This window comes from Allobosea sp. 10L422, assembly GCF_056395345.1.
This window is the reverse complement of the sequence record NZ_JBFTJI010000009.1, coordinates 203,729-221,570: the sequence shown is the minus strand read 5'-3', so window position 1 is coordinate 221,570 and position 17,842 is coordinate 203,729. Positions and strand designations below refer to the sequence as shown.

Genomic DNA, 17,842 nt, shown 5'->3' with positions numbered 1-17,842 from the left:
GTCGACATCAATCCGGCCAAGCGCGCGATGGCCGAGAAGTTCGGCATGACCGACTTCATCAACCCGGCCGAGATCGGCAACGACAAGGTGGTGCAGGCGATCGTCGACCTCACCGGCGGCGGCGCCGATTTCTCCTTCGACGCCACCGGCAACACCAATGTGATGCGTCAGGCACTGGAGTGCTGCCATCGCGGCTGGGGCGAGTCGATCATCATCGGCGTCGCCGAGGCCGGCAAGGAGATCGCGACGCGTCCCTTCCAGTTGGTCACCGGCCGCGTCTGGAAGGGCACCGCCTTCGGCGGCGCGCGCGGGCGCACCGACGTGCCGAAGATCGTCGACTGGTATATGGAAGGAAAGATCAACATCGACGACCTGATCACCCACAAGCTGAGCCTSGAYGAGATCAACCACGGYTTCGACCTGATGCATGAGGGCAAGTCGATCCGCAGCGTCGTGGTGTATTGAGCCGCCGTTTTGCCGCCTCATAGGGCGGGCATCAGGACGCGATGGCCGGGCGCGCCCCGGCCATCCTCTTTGCTGGCATTCTCTGAACTCCGGCTCCCGGGAAAGTGCTCCCCATCCGGAAAATGACGTCTCGCCGCCGCCCACAAGAAAGGACCCCATATGGAACTCCTCTCCTCCTCCAAGGCCTTCGGCGGTTCCCAGCGCGTCTATCGTCATGAAAGCACGGCCTGCGCCTGCCCGATGAGTTTCGCGATCTATCTGCCGCACCAGATCGAGGATGGCCCGGTTCCCGTGCTCTGGTATCTTTCCGGGCTGACCTGCACCCATCAGAATGTCATGGATAAGGGCGAGTACCGCGCCGCAGCCGCCGCAAACGGAATCGCCATCATCTGCCCCGACACCAGCCCGCGCGGCGAAGCCGTGCCGGACGAGCCCGACAATTGGCAATTCGGCTCGGGCGCCGGCTTCTATCTCGACGCCACCCAGGAGCCCTACGCCCGCAACTACCGGATGGAGAGCTATATCCGGGACGAGTTGCCGGCGCTGGTCAGCAAGAATTTTCCGCTCGACATGCGCCGGCAAGGCATCTTCGGCCACTCCATGGGCGGGCACGGGGCGATCACGCTCGCGCTCAAGAACCCCGGGCGCTACGCGTCGATCTCCGCCTTCGCGCCGATCGCCCAGCCCTCCACCGCCGGCTGGTCCCGGCCCGCTTTCGAGAAATATCTCGGCCCCGACGAGACGACCTGGCGCGCCTATGATTCAACCCTGCTGATCGCGGATGGGCATCGTATCCCTGATCTGCTGGTGGACCAGGGCACCGCCGACGGCTTCCTCGATGAGGGCCTGCGCCCGCAACTGCTCGAAATCGCCTGCGCAACGGCCGGAATCCCCCTGCAGCTGACGATGCGGGACGGCTACGACCATTCCTATAATTTCGTCTCGACCTTCATGGCGCAGCACATCGCCTGGCATGCCGAGCGGCTATTCGCGTAGCCGGCGCCCCACGGAATTCATCCAAATGGAGGATGCTGCTTAACGCTATTTGAGGCCAACTATGCCCCGGGGGGCCACAGGTGCGGCCTATCAATGATGGAAATGCAGATCGCTCATCTGAATGAGCGTGGGAATTTTTTTGTCATCGTTCCGGTCGAAAGCTCCTTCGGCGCGCAGTCCCGCGTGGCTCAGGAGGCCGCGATCGACAGAATGCGGCTTGCTGCGATGGCAGCGCATCTCAACGGCACGGTCGTTCCCGTCTGGCAGCATGGCGACCGCCTGGCCTTTCGGGCACCCCAACGCTTTCACAGCTTCTTCAGGAGCCTGTCGCTGCCGATCATCCGCAGCAAGCTGAACGCGACTCTGCCCTGCCAATGACAGGGTGGCGGCCTGCCCGCCATTGTGCCCGCCTCAAGCTCCGGCCAATTCCGCGAGCGACAAGATTTCGTTAATAATCCGGGCATTCTTCAGGCAAAAGTAAGGTTAGCAGTTAGGGTTAAGGGTCATTTAAGAAATATCTGCCAGGTTCTTCCCGTTGGTAACTCGCGCGGGCTGCGTTCTTGCGCCGCGCAAACGCGAAGGACACTGCCATGGGCAGCCTGAAAACTCTCGCGCTGGCGGGCGCCCTGACCCTCGGTGCCTCCCTCGCGGCGCAAGCGGCCGATCTGGCCTACGCGCCTCCGCCTCCCCCGCCCGAGCCCCTGGGCCTCAAGGGCACGATCTCCAGCGGCATCTACCTGCGCGGCGACGTCGGCGTCGGCGTACAGACCGTCGGCAAGTATTTTCAGGAAGATGTTGCCCAGTTCGGCGGCAGGTTCTTCGGCAAGACCGACAACTCGGCCTTCTTCGCCGGCCTCGGCATCGGTTATCGCTTCAACAACTGGCTCCGCTTCGACGTCACCGGCGAATATCGCGGCTCTTCGTCGATCGGGGTGAACGACATCGTCTTCAACCCCTTCATCAACGACAATCAGACCAACACCTACAAGGGCAACCTGTCCTCGCTGGTCACGCTCTTCAACGGCTATATCGACCTCGGCACCTGGAACTGCCTGACGCCGTATATCGGCGCCGGCATCGGCTTCACGCAGAACCGCATCAGCGGCCTGACCGACCAGGGCTCGGTCGCCGGCTTCCCGACGCTGGGCTATGCGAACAACGGCACCAAGACCAACGTCGCCTGGGCGCTCATGGCCGGCCTCGGTTACGAGGTGAACAAGAACCTCACGCTCGAACTCGGCTATCGCTACCTCAACCTGGGCGACGGCCAGTCGGGCCGCATCCAGAACGCCTTCCTCCCCGAGAGCTATGGCCCGCTCAAGGCCAAGGATATCGACAGCCACGACTTCCGCATCGGCATGCGCTGGAACTTCGGCGACCCGAACTGCTGCGGCACGCCGGAGCCGGTCGCCTACGCACCGCCGGTCGTGCGCAAGTACTGAGCCGGCCTCGACAGCCAGCAAACGAAACGGCGCGGATCATCTCCGCGCCGTTTTGCTTTTGTCGGTCGGCGCGCTTCAGCGCAGCAGCGACTGCCCGGTCATCTCCTCCGGCTGCGCCATCCCCATCAATGCCAGCAATGTCGGCGAGATGTCCGCCAGGCGCCCATCCGCCAGCGCCTTGGCCTGCCCGCCGATCAGCACCAGCGGCACGACATTGGTCGTGTGCGCCGTATGGGGCTTTCCGGTCTGCGGATCGACCATCAGCTCGGCATTGCCGTGATCGGCGGTGACGAGCAGCGCGCCGCCCTGACGCTGCACCGCCTCGGCGATGGCGCCCAAACCCGCATCGACCGTCTCAACCGCTTTGATCGCCGCCGCCAGCACGCCGGTATGGCCGACCATGTCGGGATTGGCGAAATTGAGCACGACAAGATCGTAGCGACCGGAGTTGATCGCCTCGACCGCCCTGGCGGTCAGCTCCGGCGCCGACATCTCCGGCTGCAGATCATAGGTCGCGACCTTGGGCGACGGCACCATCGCCCGCTCCTCGCCGGCATAAGGGGTCTCCTCGCCGCCGTTGAAGAAATAGGTGACGTGCGGATACTTCTCCGTCTCCGCCATGCGGATCTGCGTCCGACCGGCCTTGGCGACCGTCTCGCCCAGCCCGTTGGCGAGCGTCTGCGGCGGGAAGAGCGCCGGCATGATCTTGTCGAGCTCGGCGCTGTAGGAGGTCATGCTGACCGCCTTGACGAGCTGCGGCCGGCGCGGGCGCTCGAAGCCGGTGAAATCAAGCTCCAGCACCGCATTCAGGATCTCGCGGATGCGGTCCGAGCGGAAGTTGAAGCTGAGCAGCCCGTCGCCATCCTTCATTCCGGCATAGCCGCCGATCACCGCCGGGAGGATGAATTCGTCGTTGACCTTGCCGGCATAGGCAGCCGCGATCGCGGCATCGGCCGTGGCGAAGGCTTCGCCCTCCCCCAGCACCATCGCACGCCAGGCCCTCTCGACCCGCTCCCAGCGATTGTCGCGGTCCATCGCGTAGTAGCGGCCGCAGACGCTGGCGATGGTCGCGCCGGGCGGCAGTGCGGCGGCAAAGGCTTTCACGTACTCAGCCGCCGATTGCGGCGGCGTATCGCGCCCGTCGGTGAAGATGTGGACCTGCACCGGGATACCCTGCTTCGCCAGGATATGGGCGAGCGCCACCGCATGGTCCTGATGGGCATGGACGCCGCCGGGCGAGACCAGGCCGAGCAGATGGCAGGCCCCGCCGCTCGCCTTCAGCGCCGCAATGAGGCCCGAATCCGCGAGCGCCGCCTCGATCGAGCCATCCGCGATCGCCTGGTTGATCCGCGGCAGGTCCTGCATCACCACCCTGCCGGCACCGAGATTGAGGTGGCCGACCTCGGAATTGCCCATCTGGCCTTCGGGCAGCCCGACGTCGAGCCCGGAGGTACGCAAGAAAGCGTGCGGGCAACTCGCCCAGAAACGATCGAAATTCGGCGTCTTCGCCAGCCGGATCGCATTGTTCTCGCTCTGCTCGCGCCAGCCCCAGCCGTCGAGGATCATCAGCATCACGGGGCGAGGCGGCATCGGCTTTGACCTGTCGGCATCTGTGAAAGGTGCTTGTGCGGATATCACGCACCCGCTCGTCTATGCGAGTGCTAAGAAAGCGGCGGAACCGCGGCGAAGCCCCAATGGGAGGCCCCGATGACGATCAAGGCGCTGGTTTTCGATGCCTATGGCACGCTGTTCGACGTGCAATCCGTCGCGGCCGTCACGGACAGGGCGTTTCCCGGACATGGCACGACGATCACCCAGATCTGGCGGCTGAAGCAGCTCGAATACACCTGGCTGCGCGCCCTGATGGACCGCTACGAGGATTTCTGGACCGTCACGCGCGACTCGCTCGACTTCACCTTGCGTACGCTCGGCCTTTCGGCGCCGCCTGATCTCGTCTGGCAGATCGCCGAGGCCTATGACGCGCTCGCCCTCTATCCGGAGGCGCGGGCGGCGCTGGAAGGGCTCGCCCCGTACCGCCTCGCCATCTTCTCGAATGGCAGCCCGGCGATGCTGAAGCGGCTCGTTGCCCATGCCGGCCTCGGCGAATTGCTGGAGACCGTGATCAGCGTCGACGAGATCGGCATCTACAAGCCCGACCCGCGGGGCTACGCCTATGTCGAGAAGCGGCTCGGGCTGACGCGGGACGAAATCCTCTTCGTCTCCTCCAACGGCTTCGACATCGCCGGTGCCAAATCGCACGGCTTCCACGTCGCCCGCATCGAGCGCGTCTCGACAGACAGGCTGCGCTGCGAGCTGGAAATGGCCGCGACGATCGACCCGGCCTTGATGTTCAAGGCGCTCAGGATGCAGCCGGAGCAGCTCGGCTTCCAGGCCGACGCGACCATTGCCGCGCTCACCGATCTCGTCTCCTATGTCGCCGCATTGAGACAGGCCTGAGCGCCGCCGAGGAGCCCCATGATCAAGCTCTACTACCACCCGTCCCCGAACCCGGCGAAGATCGCGCTCTTCCTCGAAGAGGCTGGCCTGCCCTACGAGATGGTGCCGGTCGACACGCGCAAGGGCGATCAGTTCAAGCCGGAATTCCTGGCGATCAATCCCAACGCCAAGACCCCGGCCCTCACCGATGGCGACGTCACCGTCTTCGATTCCAACGCCATCCTGCTCTACCTCGCCGAGAAGACCGGGCAGTTCCTGCCCGAGAATACGCCGAAGGCACGCGGCGAGATGCTGTCCTGGCTGATGTTCGTCGCCACCGGCATCGGCCCCTATTGCGGCCAGGCCGTGCATTTCAGCCGCTTCGCCCCGGAGAAAATCCCCTACGCCATCAACCGCTATTCCCGTGAGGCCGAGCGCCACTGGGGCATCGTCAACGATCTCCTCGCCAAGCGCCGCTACATGCTCGGGGACGTCTACACGCTGGTCGACATGTCCATTTGGGGCTGGGCGACCCGCCTTTCCTTCGCGGTGGGCGAAACCTGGCCCGAGATGTTTCCGCATGTGAAGCGCCATCTCGACGAGATCTCGGCCCGGCCCGCGGCGCAGCGCGCGGTCGCCCTTAAGGATCAGTTCGCCTTCAAGACCGATTTCGACGCGGAAGCGTTCAAGTGCCTGTTCCCGCAGAACGCTCATCTGAAAGCTTGAGCGGCCCGCGCGGCGCGCTCACCGCGAAGCGCCGCACGCCTGTGCATCATGGCAGCCACCGCAGCAAAAGCGCTGGCGGCGACGGGCGTTTCACGCCAGTGTCGCCGCGGCTCTGCCTCCGGGGAGGCGCGGAGCAAGTACAGTCTCCGAGAGGACGGATGCCGACCGATATCGAGATCGCGCGCGCCGCGACGCTTCAACCTATCGCCGCTATTGCCGAGCAGGCGGGCATTCCTTCAGAGGCGCTCAATCCCTACGGCAAACATATCGCCAAGATCGACACCCAGGCGATCCCCGATTTCGAAACGCGGCCGGACGGCAAGCTGATCCTGGTCACGGCGATCAGCCCGACACCGGCCGGCGAAGGCAAGACCACGACGACGGTCGGTCTCGGGGACGGCCTGTCCCGCATCGGCAAGCGCGCGCTGATCGCACTCCGCGAGCCCTCTCTCGGCCCCTGCTTCGGCGTCAAGGGCGGCGCGGCCGGAGGCGGCTATGCCCAGGTCGTACCGATGGAGCAGATCAATCTGCATTTCACCGGCGACTTCCACGCCATCACCAGCGCCCATAATTTGCTCGCGGCCATGGTCGACAACCATGTCTACTGGGGCAACGGGCTGGAATTCGACACCCGGCACATCGCCTGGCGACGCGTGCTCGACATGAACGACCGGGCGCTGCGCTCAACAGTCTCCTCGCTCGGCGGCCCCGGCAACGGCTTTCCGCGCGAGGATGGCTTCGACATCACCGTCGCCTCCGAAGTGATGGCGATCTTCTGCCTGGCGCGCGACGCGATCGATCTCGACGAGCGTCTTGGCCGCATCGTCGTGGGCCGCACGCGCGACAAGCGCCTGATCACCGCAGCCGACCTCAAGGCGACGGGCGCGATGAGCGTCCTGCTCAAGGATGCGCTGATGCCGAATCTGGTGCAGACGCTGGAAGGCACGCCCGCCTTCGTCCATGGCGGCCCCTTCGCCAATATTGCCCATGGCTGCAATTCGGTGATCGCGACACGCGCCGCGCTCAAACTCGCCGACTACGTCGTCACCGAGGCCGGCTTCGGCGCCGATCTCGGCGCCGAGAAGTTCTTCGACATCAAATGCCGCAAGGCCGGGCTCAAGCCCGCTGCGGCTGTCGTCGTCGCCACAGTGCGCGCCCTCAAGATGCATGGCGGCGTCGCCAAGGACGAGCTCGGCCAGGAGAACCTCAAGGCGCTGGAAGCCGGCATGGCCAACCTCGCTCGCCATGTCGAGAACATCCGCAAATTCGGCGTGCCGCCGATCGTCGCGATCAATCACTTCGCCACCGACACGGCGGCCGAGCACGATCTAATCCGCCACTACTGCCGCAACCACCTGGGCGCCGAGGCGATCATCTGCCGGCACTGGGCCGAGGGAGGCGCCGGCGCCGAGGAGCTCGCCCGCAAGGTCGCCGCGCTCACCGACGAGGACGACGCCGATTTCGCCCCGCTCTACCCCGACGAGATGCCGCTGCGGGAGAAGCTGGAGACGATCGCCCGCGAGATCTACGGGGCTGCAGGCGTCGGCGTCGACGGCAGGCTGCGTGACCGCCTGGCCGAGCTGGAGGCGGCCGGCTTCGGCAACCTGCCGATCTGCGTCGCCAAGACCCAGTATTCCTTCTCGGCCGACCCGGCGCTGCGTGGCGCCCCCTCCGGCCATATCGTGCCACTGCGCGAGCTCAGGCTTTCGGCCGGCGCGGGCTTCGTCGTCGCGATCTGCGGAGACATCATGACGATGCCCGGCCTGCCGCGTCATCCGGCGGCCGAGCGTATCCATATCGACGCGCTGGGGCGGATCGAAGGGTTGTTCTGACGGCTCTTCCCATGGCTGCCGTCACGCCTTCGTCATGTGGCTCGTCGAAGCGGCGCGCCTCGGCATCGACAGCGGGGCGGCAAAGATGAGCATGAAGATCACGGGCGGCCAAGCGCTCCTAGACGAACTCCTCACGACGGACGTCTCACTCGACGGAGGTCGGATCACCTCTCTGGGTGGGGGCTCGCAAACGGCGGGCCTCGTAATCCACGCCCAAGGCTGTCTTGTCCTGCCGGGGATCGTCGACTGCCATGGCGATGCCTTCGAGCGCCACATCATGCCGCGCCCGGGCGTTGCCTTCGACATCGACCTGGCGCTGCGTGACGCCGACCGGGCTCTCCTGGCGAGCGGCATCACCACCGCCTTCCACGGCGTTACCTGGTCCTGGGAACCGGGCCTGCGCGGTGCGGAGAACGCGCGCCGGCTGGTCGAACGCATCGCCGCGCTCAAGCCGGAATTGGGCGCCGATACCCGCTTCCACATGCGCCACGAGACCTTCAACCTTGATGCCGAGGACGAGATCGCCGCATGGCTCGCCGAGGGGCGCATCGGCGTCCTCGCCTTCAACGACCACACCGAGGGCACGCTGAAATCCCGCCACCGGCCGGACAAGGTCGGCAAGATGGTCGAGCGCACGGGCCTGAGCCACGGCGAATTCATGGAGCTCGTCGATCGCGTCTATGCCCGCAAGGGCGAGGTCGCGGGCTCGATCATCAGGCTGGCCGAGGCGGCGCGCAAGGCCGGCGTGCCGATCATGTCCCATGACGACATGAGCCCTGAGATGCGGCGGGAACATCGCGCGCTCGGCATCGCCGTCGCCGAATTCCCGATCAATGAAGCGACGGCGCGCGAGGCGGCCGGAGCTGGAGAGGCGATCGTCTTCGGCGCGCCCAACGTGGTGCGCGGCGGCTCGCATACGGGTTGCCCGGCCGCCGAGGAGATGGTGCGCCAGGGGCTCTGCACCATCCTGGCCTCCGACTATTATTACCCGGCGCTGCCGCTCGCGCCCTTCCTTCTGGCCGAGCGTCGCGCGGCCTTCCTCCCCGCTGCCTGGAAGCTTGTCTCGGATAACCCGGCGACGGCGTTGGGATTGACCGACCGCGGCCGGATCGCGCCGGGCCTGAGGGCCGACCTCGTCATCGTCAGACCGGAGCCCACACCGCGTGTGGTGGCGACCATCGCCAACGGCCGGCTCGTCCACCTCGCCGACCCGAGCTTGCTCACCGGCTGAGGCGTTCAGGCGAAGTCGAGCTGCACCTTGATCGCCTTCGACTTGTCCGCGGCGAGATCGAAGGCCTCGACCGCTCGGTCGACCGGGATCGTGGCCGTCAGCAGCGGCGAGAGATCGATGTTCCCGGAGCCGATCATCGCCACCGCCCAGTCGAACTCCTCATGGAAACGGAAAGAACCGCGCAGGTCGAATTCCTTGGCGACGAGGACATTCATCGGCAGCGTGAACTGGCCGCCGACGCCGATCTGCACGATGACGCCGCCCGGCCTGATCACGTCGAAGGCGCCGGTCAGCGCATGCTGATTGCCGGAGGCTTCGAACATCACGTCGAACGCGCCCTTCTCGGCCCCGTATTCCGCCTTCAGCCGATCAGGCTCGGCCGCGACATTGACGGTTGCGCTCGCGCCCATCTTCCGCGCAATCGGCAGCGGTCCGTCGACCACGTCCGTCGCGACGATCTCGGCGGCGCCCGCCGCTTTCGCTGCGACGATGGTGAGCGCGCCGATCGGCCCCGCTCCCGTCACCAGCACGCGCTTGCCGAGCAACGGCCCCGCACGCTTGGCGGCATGCAGGCAGACCGAGAGCGGCTCGGCGAAGGCCGCCTCGGCAGCGGTGACATGCGGCGCGACCTTCACCGCCTGCCGCTCCTCGACGACGAGCACGTCGCGGAAGCCGCCCTGCACATGCGGGAAGCGCATCGCCGAGCCGTAGAAAAGCATGTCGGTGCAGTGCTGCTGCAGTCCCATCTGACAGTAGCGGCAATGGCCACAGGCCCGGCTCGGATTGACCGCGACGCGATCGCCCGGCTGCACCCGCGAGACCTCGCCGCCGACAGCCTCGACCCGGCCGGCGATCTCATGGCCGAGGATCATCGGCTCCCGCACGCGGATCGTGCCGAAGCCCCCATGGAGATAATAGTGGAGGTCAGAGCCGCAGATGCCGCCGGCCTCGATCCTCACGCGGACGTCGCGCGGTCTCAATTCAGGCGCCGTGGTCGGCTCGACGCGCAGATCCTTCTCGGCATGAATAACGACGGCCCGCATGGTGGCTCTCCCTGATCCGACTGGCCTGCTTTTCTCAGCCCTCATCCTGAGGAACCGCGAAGCGGCGTCTCGAAGGCTGATCCAGCGCCCTCGGGAGCCTCCTTCGAGACGCAAGGCTTGCGCCTTGCCCCTCATGATGAGGGCCGAGAAAGCCAATCCATCATTGTCTAATCGATTGAAACCTGCTTACCCAAAGATGCAGGCTTTGCGCAAACCGAATTTGCTCACACCAGAACGCTGCGAGGATACGCCATGTCGCTGTCGCTGTTCAGTCTCGAAGGCAAGATCGCGCTGGTCACCGGCTCCGGCCAGGGCATCGGCCTGGCGCTCGCAGAGGGCCTGTCGGAGGCCGGCGCCCATGTCGTGCTGAACGGCCGCGACAGGGCCAAGCTCGAACGGGCCCAGCAGGCGCTCACTGCGGCCGGGCGCAAGGCCTCCATCGCCCCCTTCGACGTCACCGACCACAAGGCCGTCGAGGCGGGCATTGCCGCGATCGAGGCCGAGATCGGGCCGATCGACATCCTGATCAACAATGCCGGCATGCAGAAGCGCGCGCCGATCACCGAATTCCCGGTCGAGGGCTGGCACGAGGTGATGAACACCAACCTGCATTCCGTGTTCTACGTCACCCAGGCGGTGGCGAAGCGGATGGTGCCGCGCAAGCGCGGCAAGATCATCAATATCGGCTCGGTGATGAGCGAGCTCGGCCGCGCCACCATCATTCCCTACACGGCATCGAAGGGCGCGGTGAAGATGATGACGCGGGGGCTCGCCGCCGAGCTCGGCAAGCACAATATCCAGGCCAACGCCATCGGCCCCGGCTATTTCGCCACCGAGATCAATGCCGCGCTGATTGCGGACGAAGCCTTCTCGAACTGGGTTTCCACCCGCACACCGGCCGGGCGCTGGGGCGAGACGAAGGAACTCGTCGGCGCCGCCATCTTCCTGTCCGCGGCGGCATCCGACTACGTCAACGGTCACCTGCTGATGGTCGACGGTGGCCTGACCGCGGTGGTGTGAGGACGCCTCAGCCGGCCTTCTCGGGCAGCGTCAGCTGACCCGAGAAGCGCGGAACGAGACGGCAGGAGGAGACAGCACAAAAGCCTCCTCCGGCTGGAGATGCTCGGGTCGAACCCGAGCATGACGCCTGGGCTCAGGCCGCGGCCTTCGTCACCGCATCGACCACATCGTCCACGGCGCGCTCGACCAGATCGCGGTCGTCGCCCTCCGCCATGACGCGGATCACCGGTTCGGTTCCCGACGGGCGGATCACCAGGCGCCCGCTGTCGCCCAGCAACTGCTTCGCCGCCTCGATCGCGCTGATGACGGGCTGCTCCTCCAGCGGCTTGCCGGCCTTGTAGCGCACATTCTTGAGAATCTGCGGCAGCGGCTCGAAGCAGTGGCAGACCTCAGAGACCGGCTTGTCCATCCGCTGGACCACCGCGAGCAGTTGCAGCGCTGCGACGAGGCCGTCGCCGGTCGTGCCGAAATCCGAAAGGATGATATGGCCGGACTGCTCGCCCCCAAGGTTGAAGCCGTGGTTGCGCATGTGCTCCAGCACATAGCGGTCTCCGACCGCCGTGCGCGCCAATGAGAGGCCCAGCCCCGCCAGATAACGCTCCAGCCCGAGATTGGACATCACGGTTGCGACGATACCTGGGGCCGAGAGACGGCCGTCTTCCATCCAGCTGCGCGCGATCACCGCCATGAGCTGGTCGCCATCGACGATATGGCCGTGTTCGTCGACGATGAGCACGCGGTCGGCGTCGCCGTCCAGCGCAATGCCGACATCGGCGCGCATCTCCTTGACCTTCTCGATCAGCGTCGAGGGATGGGTCGAGCCGATCTCGCGGTTGATGTTGAAGCCGTCGGGCTCGACGCCGATGGTGATGACCTCGGCGCCCAGCTCCCAGAGCGCTTGCGGCGCGACCTTATAGGCGGCGCCATTGGCGCAATCGAGCACGATGCGCAGGCCTTCAAGGCTCAGATTGCGCGGCAGCGTCCGCTTGGCGAACTCGACATAGCGTGCATCGGCACTGTCGATACGCTTGGCCCGGCCGAGCGCCGGCGAAGTCGCCAGGCGCGGGCCGAGATCGGCGTCGATCAGCGCCTCGATCTCCCGCTCGACCTCGTCGTTGAGCTTGTAGCCATCGGGCCCGAACAGCTTGATGCCGTTATCCTCATAGGCGTTGTGCGAGGCCGAGATCATCACGCCGAGATCCGCGCGCATCGAGCGCGTCAGCATGGCGACGGCCGGCGTCGGCATCGGGCCGAGCAGCAACACGTCCATGCCGACCGCGGTGAAACCGGCGACCATGGCATACTCGATCATATAGCCGGAGAGGCGGGTATCCTTGCCGATCACGACCCGATGGCGATATTCACCGCGGCGGAAGGCGAGCCCAGTCGCCTGGCCGACCTTCATGGCAAGATCGGGCGTGATGACGCCGTTCGCCCGCCCGCGAATGCCGTCGGTTCCAAAATATTTGCGCGTCATTGCGTTCCGCTTCCGAGGGGCTGCAACGCCCGATTGTGCGTGTTCTATAGCCAAAAAAGCTTTCCGCCTTCTCACAAATTATGACGGAACGTGACATCGTGGCCGGTCAAACAGAAAGGGCGGCCGCTGAGGCCGCCCTTTCCTTCAACGCTGCTGGATGCATCAGACCTGCGGCTGCGGCTCCATGCCCGCATCCGGCTCGCCGCGCTTGCGGCCCTTGCCGGCGCTCGGCACGGCCGAACCGCGCGGAGCGTGCGGGGTGTCGTCGAGATCGCGCGAGGGGCGCTTGCCGGCGATGAGGTCGCGAATTTCCTCGCCCGTCAGCGTCTCGAATTCGAGCAGCGCCTCGGCCACCGAAACGAACTCGTCATGATGCTCGGTCAGGATCTTCTTGGCGTCCTGATAGCCATTGTCGACGAGGCGCTTCACCTCGGCGTCGATCTTCTGGGCGGTGGCCTCGGAGACCGACTGGCTGCGGCCCATCGACATGCCCAGGAAGACCTCTTCCTGATTGTCGCCATAGGCGACCATGCCAAGCTCGTCCGAATAGCCCATCTGCGTGACCATGGCCTTGGCCATCTTGGTCGCCTGCTGGATGTCGCCGGTCGCGCCCGAGGTGACGTTCTCGCGGCCGAAGGTCATCTCCTCCGCCACGCGCCCACCCATGGCGACCGCGAGCTGCGAGGTGAACTCCTTGAACTTCATCGAATAGCGGTCGCCCTCCGGCAGGAACTTCACCATGCCGAGCGCGCGACCGCGCGGAATGATCGTCGCCTTGTGGACGGGAATTCCGGCCGGGACATAGAGACCGACGATCGCATGGCCAGCCTCGTGATAGGCGGTCAGCTTCTTCTCTTCCTCGGACATCGCCATGGATTTGCGCTCGGCGCCCATCATGACCTTGTCCTTGGCGTCCTCGAACTCGGCATGGGTGACCATGCGCTTGCCGCGACGGGCCGCGAGCAACGCCGCCTCGTTGACGAGGTTCATCAGGTCGGCGCCCGAGAAGCCGGGCGTGCCGCGGGCGAGGATCTTGAGATCGACGTCAGGGGCCATCGGCACCTTGCGGACATGAACCTTGAGGATCTTCTCGCGGCCGGCAACATCCGGGTTCGGCACGACGATCTGGCGGTCGAAGCGGCCCGGGCGCAGCAGCGCCGGGTCGAGCACGTCCGGACGGTTGGTCGCGGCGATGATGATCACGCCCTCGTTCGGCTCGAAGCCGTCCATCTCGACGAGGAGCTGGTTCAGCGTCTGCTCGCGCTCGTCATTGCCGCCGCCGAGGCCGGCGCCGCGATGACGGCCGACCGCGTCGATTTCGTCGATGAAGATGATGCAGGGCGCATTCTTCTTGGCCTGCTCGAACATGTCGCGGACGCGGCTCGCGCCGACGCCGACGAACATCTCGACGAAATCAGAGCCCGAGATGGTGAAGAACGGCACATTGGCCTCACCCGCGACGGCGCGCGCCGTGAGGGTCTTGCCGGTGCCGGGAGGGCCGACGAGCAGCACGCCGCGCGGGATGCGCCCGCCCAGCCGCTGGAACTTCTGCGGATCACGCAGGAACTCGACGATCTCCTGCAGGTCTTCCTTGGCCTCGTCGATGCCCGCGACGTCCTCGAAGGTGACGCGGCCATGCGCCTCGGTCAGCAGCTTGGCCTTCGACTTGCCGAAGCCCATCGCCCGGCCGGCGCCGTTCTGCATCTGGCGGGACATGAAGATCCACAGGCCGATGAAGATGACGAAGGGCAGCGAATTGACCAGCAGCGCCATGAACCACGGCGTGCCCTCGGACGGCGCACGGGCCGACACCTGCACACCCTTCTGCGCCATGGTCTTCAGGAGGTTGGGGTCGCCATAGGGCGCATAGGTCACGAAATTGCGGCCATCGGAGAAGCTGCCGGAAATCTCCTGTCCAGCGACCACGACATTGGCGACACGCCCGGCTTCAGCCTCGTTGATGAGCTGGCTGTAGGGGATTTCGTTGGTGCTCGCGCGCTGGCTTGGGCTCTGGAACAGAGTCACCAGCGCCAGGACGAGAAGGAAAATCACCACCCAGAGGGCGAAATTACGAAAATTCGGATTCATCACCAGTCCGATCGGGCCTGCCGGACCAACCGGATAAGGCCAAGGGTTTACTGGACTAATCTAGGAGCGGCGGTCGCCCTTGCCAAGGGAAACAGAAGACGTAGGGGCACTAAGATGTCGCAGGGTGAACGCCGCGTCGCCGCGGCGGCTCCCGTTCGAGGAGCAGAACGCCGTCGGAGCCGATCCTTATCATGCAGCCGGACAATGTCCGTCTCATGGCAGAACCTGTCTTCGTCGCGGCACGCAGCGCCTGCACGCAATCCTCCAGCCGTCCCAGCCGACGGTAGCGGTCGCCGGTGGTCACGACGGCATCGAGCGCCCGCCCGACCACGCGCAGAACGATCTCGTCCGGCTCAGCCATCAGCGCCGAAAAATCGAGCCGCAGCCGGTCCTCGCCCGCCTCTCGCGGCAAACCGACCGCCGCAAACACGGCCTGCGCGCGTTGGCTCGCCGCAGCGTCCAGCCGCGCCATCCTTTCCGCCATCCGCCCGAAGCGCTCGGCGGTCAGCCCCTCCTCAGCGAGAACCGGCATGATCTCGCGCCAGCGAACACGCTCGAAGCGTTGGTCGGCATTGCTCGGATCGCTGACGAAAGGAAGGCCCCGCGCCCGGGCGGTCGCAATGAGCCGCGCCTTCGGAAGGCCGAGAAGCGGGCGGATGAGCACGACACCGTCCTTCACGGTTCGGGCCCGCATCCCGACGAGACCGGACGGGCCGGAGCCATGGGCGAGCCGCATCAGCATCGTCTCGGCCTGATCGTCGAGCGTGTGGGCGGTCACGAGAGCGGCGCCGCCGAGCCGCTTCGCCTCTCCCGCCAGCAGCGCGTAACGGGCGTGCCGGGCCGCAGCCTGGATACCCCTTGCGGGCTTCTCTCCCTCCCAGCGCAGGTTCGCATGCGCGACGCCGAGGCGCGCGCAGAGCGCGGCGACGGCGACAGCCTCCGCCGCGGCCTCCGGCCTCAAGCCATGGTCGACGGTCGCGGCATGGAGCAAGGGCCGGCCCGGAGCGCGCGCCCACTCGGCCAGCAGCCCCAGCAACGCGACCGAATCCGGGCCGCCTGAAACCGCGACGAGCAGCGCGCGCTCCTGCGTCAACCCCAGAAAGAGTTCGCCGGCCTCGACAGGCGAGACCGGCGACGCATACGTTTCATTCTGCGGCAGCGCGCTCAAGCGCAGCCGGAGCGACGGCGCTCGCGCGCCACGCCCTGGCGAACCGCATTGGAGGCCGACGGATAATCGACGCCGACCTTGGCATAGGTCGCGCAGGCCTGGTCCTTGGCGCCGAGCCCGTTCAGCGCCATGCCGAGCTTGAGCAGGCTGTCCGGCGCCTTGGTCGCCTTCGGCGATTCCCGCGAGATCTTCAGGAACTGTTCGGCCGCCTCGCGATAGCGCTGCCGCTGCAGATAGCTCTCGCCGAGCCAATAGGTGGCGTCGATCGCCAGCCGGTCGCGCGGATAGCTCTGCAGGAACTGGCGAAAGCCCATCTCGGCCTGCTCGTATTCCCGGCGCTGAAGCGAGGCGAAGGCGAGGTCGTAGGCCTCCTTGGCGCTCTGCGGACCGCTGGCGGCCGCGACGCTCGCCCCCCGCGGCATGGCCTGCGACAGGCCGCCCTGTGGAACGGGGCGTCCGACGCCCTGCAGGTCGAGCGGCCGGCCCGTGGCCGGTCCGCCACCATCCTCATCCTCGATGATGCCGGCGATCCCGCCGCCGAGCTGCTGCGGCGCACCGGCCGCGCCCTGCTGCATCGTCGGATCGAAGGCGTCGCCACGGCGCTGACGCTGCGGCGCCGCAGGGGCGCCACCACTCGGCGCTGCCGCACCTGGACGCCCGCCGCCCTTCTCGTTCAGGCGGAAATCGACATCTTCCTGGAACTTGCGCACCTGTTCGCTGAGGCGGCGGTTCTCGAACTGGAGCTGCTCGATCTGGCCGGACATCTGGCGCAGCTGGTTCTCCAGCCGCGTCGTGCGCACCAGCAGGTCAGCGGCATCCTGCGCCGAGCCGGGCACGGCCCCGCCGAAAAGCGCAGCGGCACAAGCGAGCGCACCCAGCCCCGAACGGGAAAGATGACGGGCAAGGATCGAAGGAAGCATCGATGAAACCGGTTTTCCGAACATGTCGCGCTTTCCTATATCACTTGCTCACCACGGCCAAAATATGAACATTTTCATGGCGCCCCCGCACATTTGGGCGCGGGCCGGAAAATCGCCTCTGGCGCTTTGCCGGCGGCTTGCTTACATTGACGAGGCGGGGCTGCCTGGTGCGTGAGAGACAGCATTCCCCGGGCCCATACGACTCCCTAGGGAGCTGTCCCTGTCCGGATCCTTGGAACCGGACACACGGCGCCCACCTACTTCTGTAGGTGTCCCGGGATTCAAAACTCCACGGCCGAGGTGGCTCCGCAGCCTGACCATGACGACGACGCGTCCCGATACGCCTTTCATCCCCCCGGTCTCCCCTTCCCCACGCAAGGCCGCGCTTCGCGACGCCGCACTGACCCGCCGCGACGCGCTGGATCTCGACAGCCGGCTCGACTGGGATCAGGACATCGCCGCCCGCGTCCTCGCTCTGCCCGTCTGGGACAGCCCGGGCCCGGTCTCCGCCTATTGGCCGATGCGCTCGGAGGCCGATCCGCGCCCGATCCTCGAAGCGCTGGATGGACGCGGTTTGCCGCTCTGCCTGCCGGCAATCGTCGAGAAGCGCATGATTTTCCGCCGTTGGGCGCCCTATGAGCCGATCGTGCCCGGCGGCTTCGGCACGCTCGTGCCGGCTCCCGCCGAGCCCGAGACCAAGCCCGCCATCCTGATCGTGCCGCTCGCAGCCTTCGACCGGCGCGGCCACCGCATCGGCTACGGCAAGGGCTATTACGACCGGGCTCTGACCGAGCTCGGGCCGACCGTCAGCATCGGCATCGGCTACGCCGCACAGGAGATCGAGGCCATGCCGGACGAGCCGCATGACCGACGCCTCGACTGGATCGTGACCGAGCGCGACACCATCCGCTGCGGTTGATTCCGGCAGGCTTTCGGGTCACGGAAGAGGACAGAACTGCCATTCCACAGCCCTCATCCTGAGGAGCCGCGGAACGCGG

General features: G+C 66.3%; 16 protein-coding genes and 1 other RNA gene. 11 read left to right on the top strand and 6 right to left on the bottom strand.

Features of this window, described 5'->3' with window-relative positions:
* The 4 genes from AC1DEZ_RS18835 to AC1DEZ_RS18820 form a co-directional block, all read left to right on the top strand.
* The coding region (locus AC1DEZ_RS18835; protein ID WP_476780367.1) for a zinc-binding dehydrogenase at positions 1-465 on the top strand (465 nt) is incomplete at its 5' end.
* Between the two features lie 159 nt (positions 466-624).
* Positions 625-1,461, top strand: coding sequence for an S-formylglutathione hydrolase (fghA, locus tag AC1DEZ_RS18830; protein WP_476780366.1), 837 nt, complete (start codon positions 625-627; stop codon positions 1,459-1,461).
* 93 nt (positions 1,462-1,554) lie between these two features.
* The gene (locus AC1DEZ_RS18825; protein ID WP_441510168.1) at positions 1,555-1,839 is read left to right on the top strand and encodes a hypothetical protein; all 285 of its coding nucleotides are present in this window, start codon (positions 1,555-1,557) and stop codon (positions 1,837-1,839) included.
* A gap of 212 nt (positions 1,840-2,051) precedes the next feature.
* The gene (locus AC1DEZ_RS18820; protein ID WP_476780365.1) at positions 2,052-2,903 is read left to right on the top strand and encodes an outer membrane protein; all 852 of its coding nucleotides are present in this window, start codon (positions 2,052-2,054) and stop codon (positions 2,901-2,903) included.
* A 75-nt stretch (positions 2,904-2,978) separates the two neighbouring features.
* Here the strand turns inward: AC1DEZ_RS18820 and gpmI are convergent, their stop codons facing one another.
* Positions 2,979-4,493, bottom strand: a complete 1,515-nt coding sequence (gene gpmI / locus AC1DEZ_RS18815) for a 2,3-bisphosphoglycerate-independent phosphoglycerate mutase (protein WP_476780364.1) — start codon at positions 4,491-4,493, stop codon at positions 2,979-2,981.
* A 117-nt stretch (positions 4,494-4,610) separates the two neighbouring features.
* Here gpmI and AC1DEZ_RS18810 point away from each other — a divergent pair, with 117 nt between their 5' ends.
* The 4 genes from AC1DEZ_RS18810 (at position 4,611) to AC1DEZ_RS18795 (ending at position 9,128) form a co-directional block, all read left to right on the top strand.
* Positions 4,611-5,360, top strand: coding sequence for a haloacid dehalogenase type II (locus AC1DEZ_RS18810; RefSeq protein WP_476780363.1), 750 nt, complete (start codon positions 4,611-4,613; stop codon positions 5,358-5,360).
* An 18-nt stretch (positions 5,361-5,378) separates the two neighbouring features.
* Positions 5,379-6,065, top strand: coding sequence for a glutathione S-transferase family protein (locus AC1DEZ_RS18805; RefSeq protein WP_476780362.1), 687 nt, complete (start codon positions 5,379-5,381; stop codon positions 6,063-6,065).
* 158 nt (positions 6,066-6,223) lie between these two features.
* A complete protein-coding gene (locus AC1DEZ_RS18800) occupies positions 6,224-7,897 on the top strand; it encodes a formate--tetrahydrofolate ligase (protein ID WP_476780361.1) in 1,674 nt (557 codons plus the stop codon).
* Positions 7,898-7,982: 85 nt separating this feature from the next.
* Positions 7,983-9,128: an alpha-D-ribose 1-methylphosphonate 5-triphosphate diphosphatase gene (locus tag AC1DEZ_RS18795; protein ID WP_476780360.1), complete on the top strand. Its 1,146-nt coding sequence runs from the start codon at positions 7,983-7,985 to the stop codon at positions 9,126-9,128.
* A gap of 5 nt (positions 9,129-9,133) precedes the next feature.
* Here AC1DEZ_RS18795 and AC1DEZ_RS18790 read toward each other — a convergent pair whose 3' ends face one another.
* Entirely contained in the window at positions 9,134-10,171 is a 1,038-nt protein-coding gene (locus AC1DEZ_RS18790) for an L-idonate 5-dehydrogenase (protein WP_476780359.1), read from the bottom strand.
* A gap of 252 nt (positions 10,172-10,423) precedes the next feature.
* Between AC1DEZ_RS18790 and AC1DEZ_RS18785 the strand changes: the two genes are divergently transcribed.
* The gene (locus AC1DEZ_RS18785; RefSeq protein WP_476780358.1) at positions 10,424-11,191 is read left to right on the top strand and encodes an SDR family NAD(P)-dependent oxidoreductase; all 768 of its coding nucleotides are present in this window, start codon (positions 10,424-10,426) and stop codon (positions 11,189-11,191) included.
* Positions 11,192-11,324: 133 nt separating this feature from the next.
* Here AC1DEZ_RS18785 and glmM read toward each other — a convergent pair whose 3' ends face one another.
* The 4 genes from glmM to ybgF all read right to left on the bottom strand — a co-directional run bounded on the left by glmM (position 11,325) and on the right by ybgF (position 16,844).
* A complete protein-coding gene (glmM, locus tag AC1DEZ_RS18780) occupies positions 11,325-12,668 on the bottom strand; it encodes a phosphoglucosamine mutase (protein ID WP_441510177.1) in 1,344 nt (447 codons plus the stop codon).
* Between the two features lie 162 nt (positions 12,669-12,830).
* Positions 12,831-14,756 carry an ATP-dependent zinc metalloprotease FtsH gene (ftsH, locus tag AC1DEZ_RS18775; protein WP_441510178.1) on the bottom strand — a complete coding sequence of 642 codons (1,926 nt, stop codon included), beginning with the start codon at positions 14,754-14,756 and terminating at the stop codon, positions 12,831-12,833.
* Positions 14,757-14,865: 109 nt separating this feature from the next.
* Positions 14,866-15,924 carry a tRNA lysidine(34) synthetase TilS gene (gene tilS / locus AC1DEZ_RS18770; RefSeq protein ID WP_476780357.1) on the bottom strand — a complete coding sequence of 353 codons (1,059 nt, stop codon included), beginning with the start codon at positions 15,922-15,924 and terminating at the stop codon, positions 14,866-14,868.
* The gene (gene ybgF / locus AC1DEZ_RS18765) at positions 15,921-16,844 is read right to left on the bottom strand and encodes a tol-pal system protein YbgF (protein ID WP_476780356.1); all 924 of its coding nucleotides are present in this window, start codon (positions 16,842-16,844) and stop codon (positions 15,921-15,923) included. The genes tilS and ybgF overlap by 4 nt, the downstream gene beginning before the upstream one ends.
* A 154-nt stretch (positions 16,845-16,998) precedes the next feature.
* Between ybgF and ssrS the strand changes: the two genes are divergently transcribed.
* Together ssrS and AC1DEZ_RS18755 are read left to right on the top strand one after the other, a co-directional pair.
* A non-coding RNA gene (gene ssrS, locus AC1DEZ_RS18760) (6S RNA) lies at positions 16,999-17,155 on the top strand.
* A gap of 8 nt (positions 17,156-17,163) precedes the next feature.
* Positions 17,164-17,763: a 5-formyltetrahydrofolate cyclo-ligase gene (locus AC1DEZ_RS18755; RefSeq protein ID WP_476780355.1), complete on the top strand. Its 600-nt coding sequence runs from the start codon at positions 17,164-17,166 to the stop codon at positions 17,761-17,763.
* Positions 17,764-17,842 lie beyond the last annotated feature (79 nt).

What these genes read in the sequence shown, in the direction of transcription:
- gpmI (WP_476780364.1), bottom strand. Translation starts at nt 4,493, where the DNA reads ATGCCGCCTCGCCCCGTGATGCTGATGATCCTCGACGGCTGGGGCTGG.
- AC1DEZ_RS18800 (WP_476780361.1), top strand. Translation starts at nt 6,224, where the DNA reads ATGCCGACCGATATCGAGATCGCGCGCGCCGCGACGCTTCAACCTATC.
- AC1DEZ_RS18805 (WP_476780362.1), top strand. Translation starts at nt 5,379, where the DNA reads ATGATCAAGCTCTACTACCACCCGTCCCCGAACCCGGCGAAGATCGCG.
- AC1DEZ_RS18825 (WP_441510168.1), top strand. Translation starts at nt 1,555, where the DNA reads ATGATGGAAATGCAGATCGCTCATCTGAATGAGCGTGGGAATTTTTTT.
- AC1DEZ_RS18755 (WP_476780355.1), top strand. Translation starts at nt 17,164, where the DNA reads ATGACGACGACGCGTCCCGATACGCCTTTCATCCCCCCGGTCTCCCCT.
- AC1DEZ_RS18790 (WP_476780359.1), bottom strand. Translation starts at nt 10,171, where the DNA reads ATGCGGGCCGTCGTTATTCATGCCGAGAAGGATCTGCGCGTCGAGCCG.
- ybgF (WP_476780356.1), bottom strand. Translation starts at nt 16,844, where the DNA reads ATGCTTCCTTCGATCCTTGCCCGTCATCTTTCCCGTTCGGGGCTGGGT.
- AC1DEZ_RS18795 (WP_476780360.1), top strand. Translation starts at nt 7,983, where the DNA reads ATGAGCATGAAGATCACGGGCGGCCAAGCGCTCCTAGACGAACTCCTC.
- glmM (WP_441510177.1), bottom strand. Translation starts at nt 12,668, where the DNA reads ATGACGCGCAAATATTTTGGAACCGACGGCATTCGCGGGCGGGCGAAC.
- AC1DEZ_RS18810 (WP_476780363.1), top strand. Translation starts at nt 4,611, where the DNA reads ATGACGATCAAGGCGCTGGTTTTCGATGCCTATGGCACGCTGTTCGAC.
- AC1DEZ_RS18820 (WP_476780365.1), top strand. Translation starts at nt 2,052, where the DNA reads ATGGGCAGCCTGAAAACTCTCGCGCTGGCGGGCGCCCTGACCCTCGGT.
- ftsH (WP_441510178.1), bottom strand. Translation starts at nt 14,756, where the DNA reads ATGAATCCGAATTTTCGTAATTTCGCCCTCTGGGTGGTGATTTTCCTT.
- AC1DEZ_RS18785 (WP_476780358.1), top strand. Translation starts at nt 10,424, where the DNA reads ATGTCGCTGTCGCTGTTCAGTCTCGAAGGCAAGATCGCGCTGGTCACC.
- fghA (WP_476780366.1), top strand. Translation starts at nt 625, where the DNA reads ATGGAACTCCTCTCCTCCTCCAAGGCCTTCGGCGGTTCCCAGCGCGTC.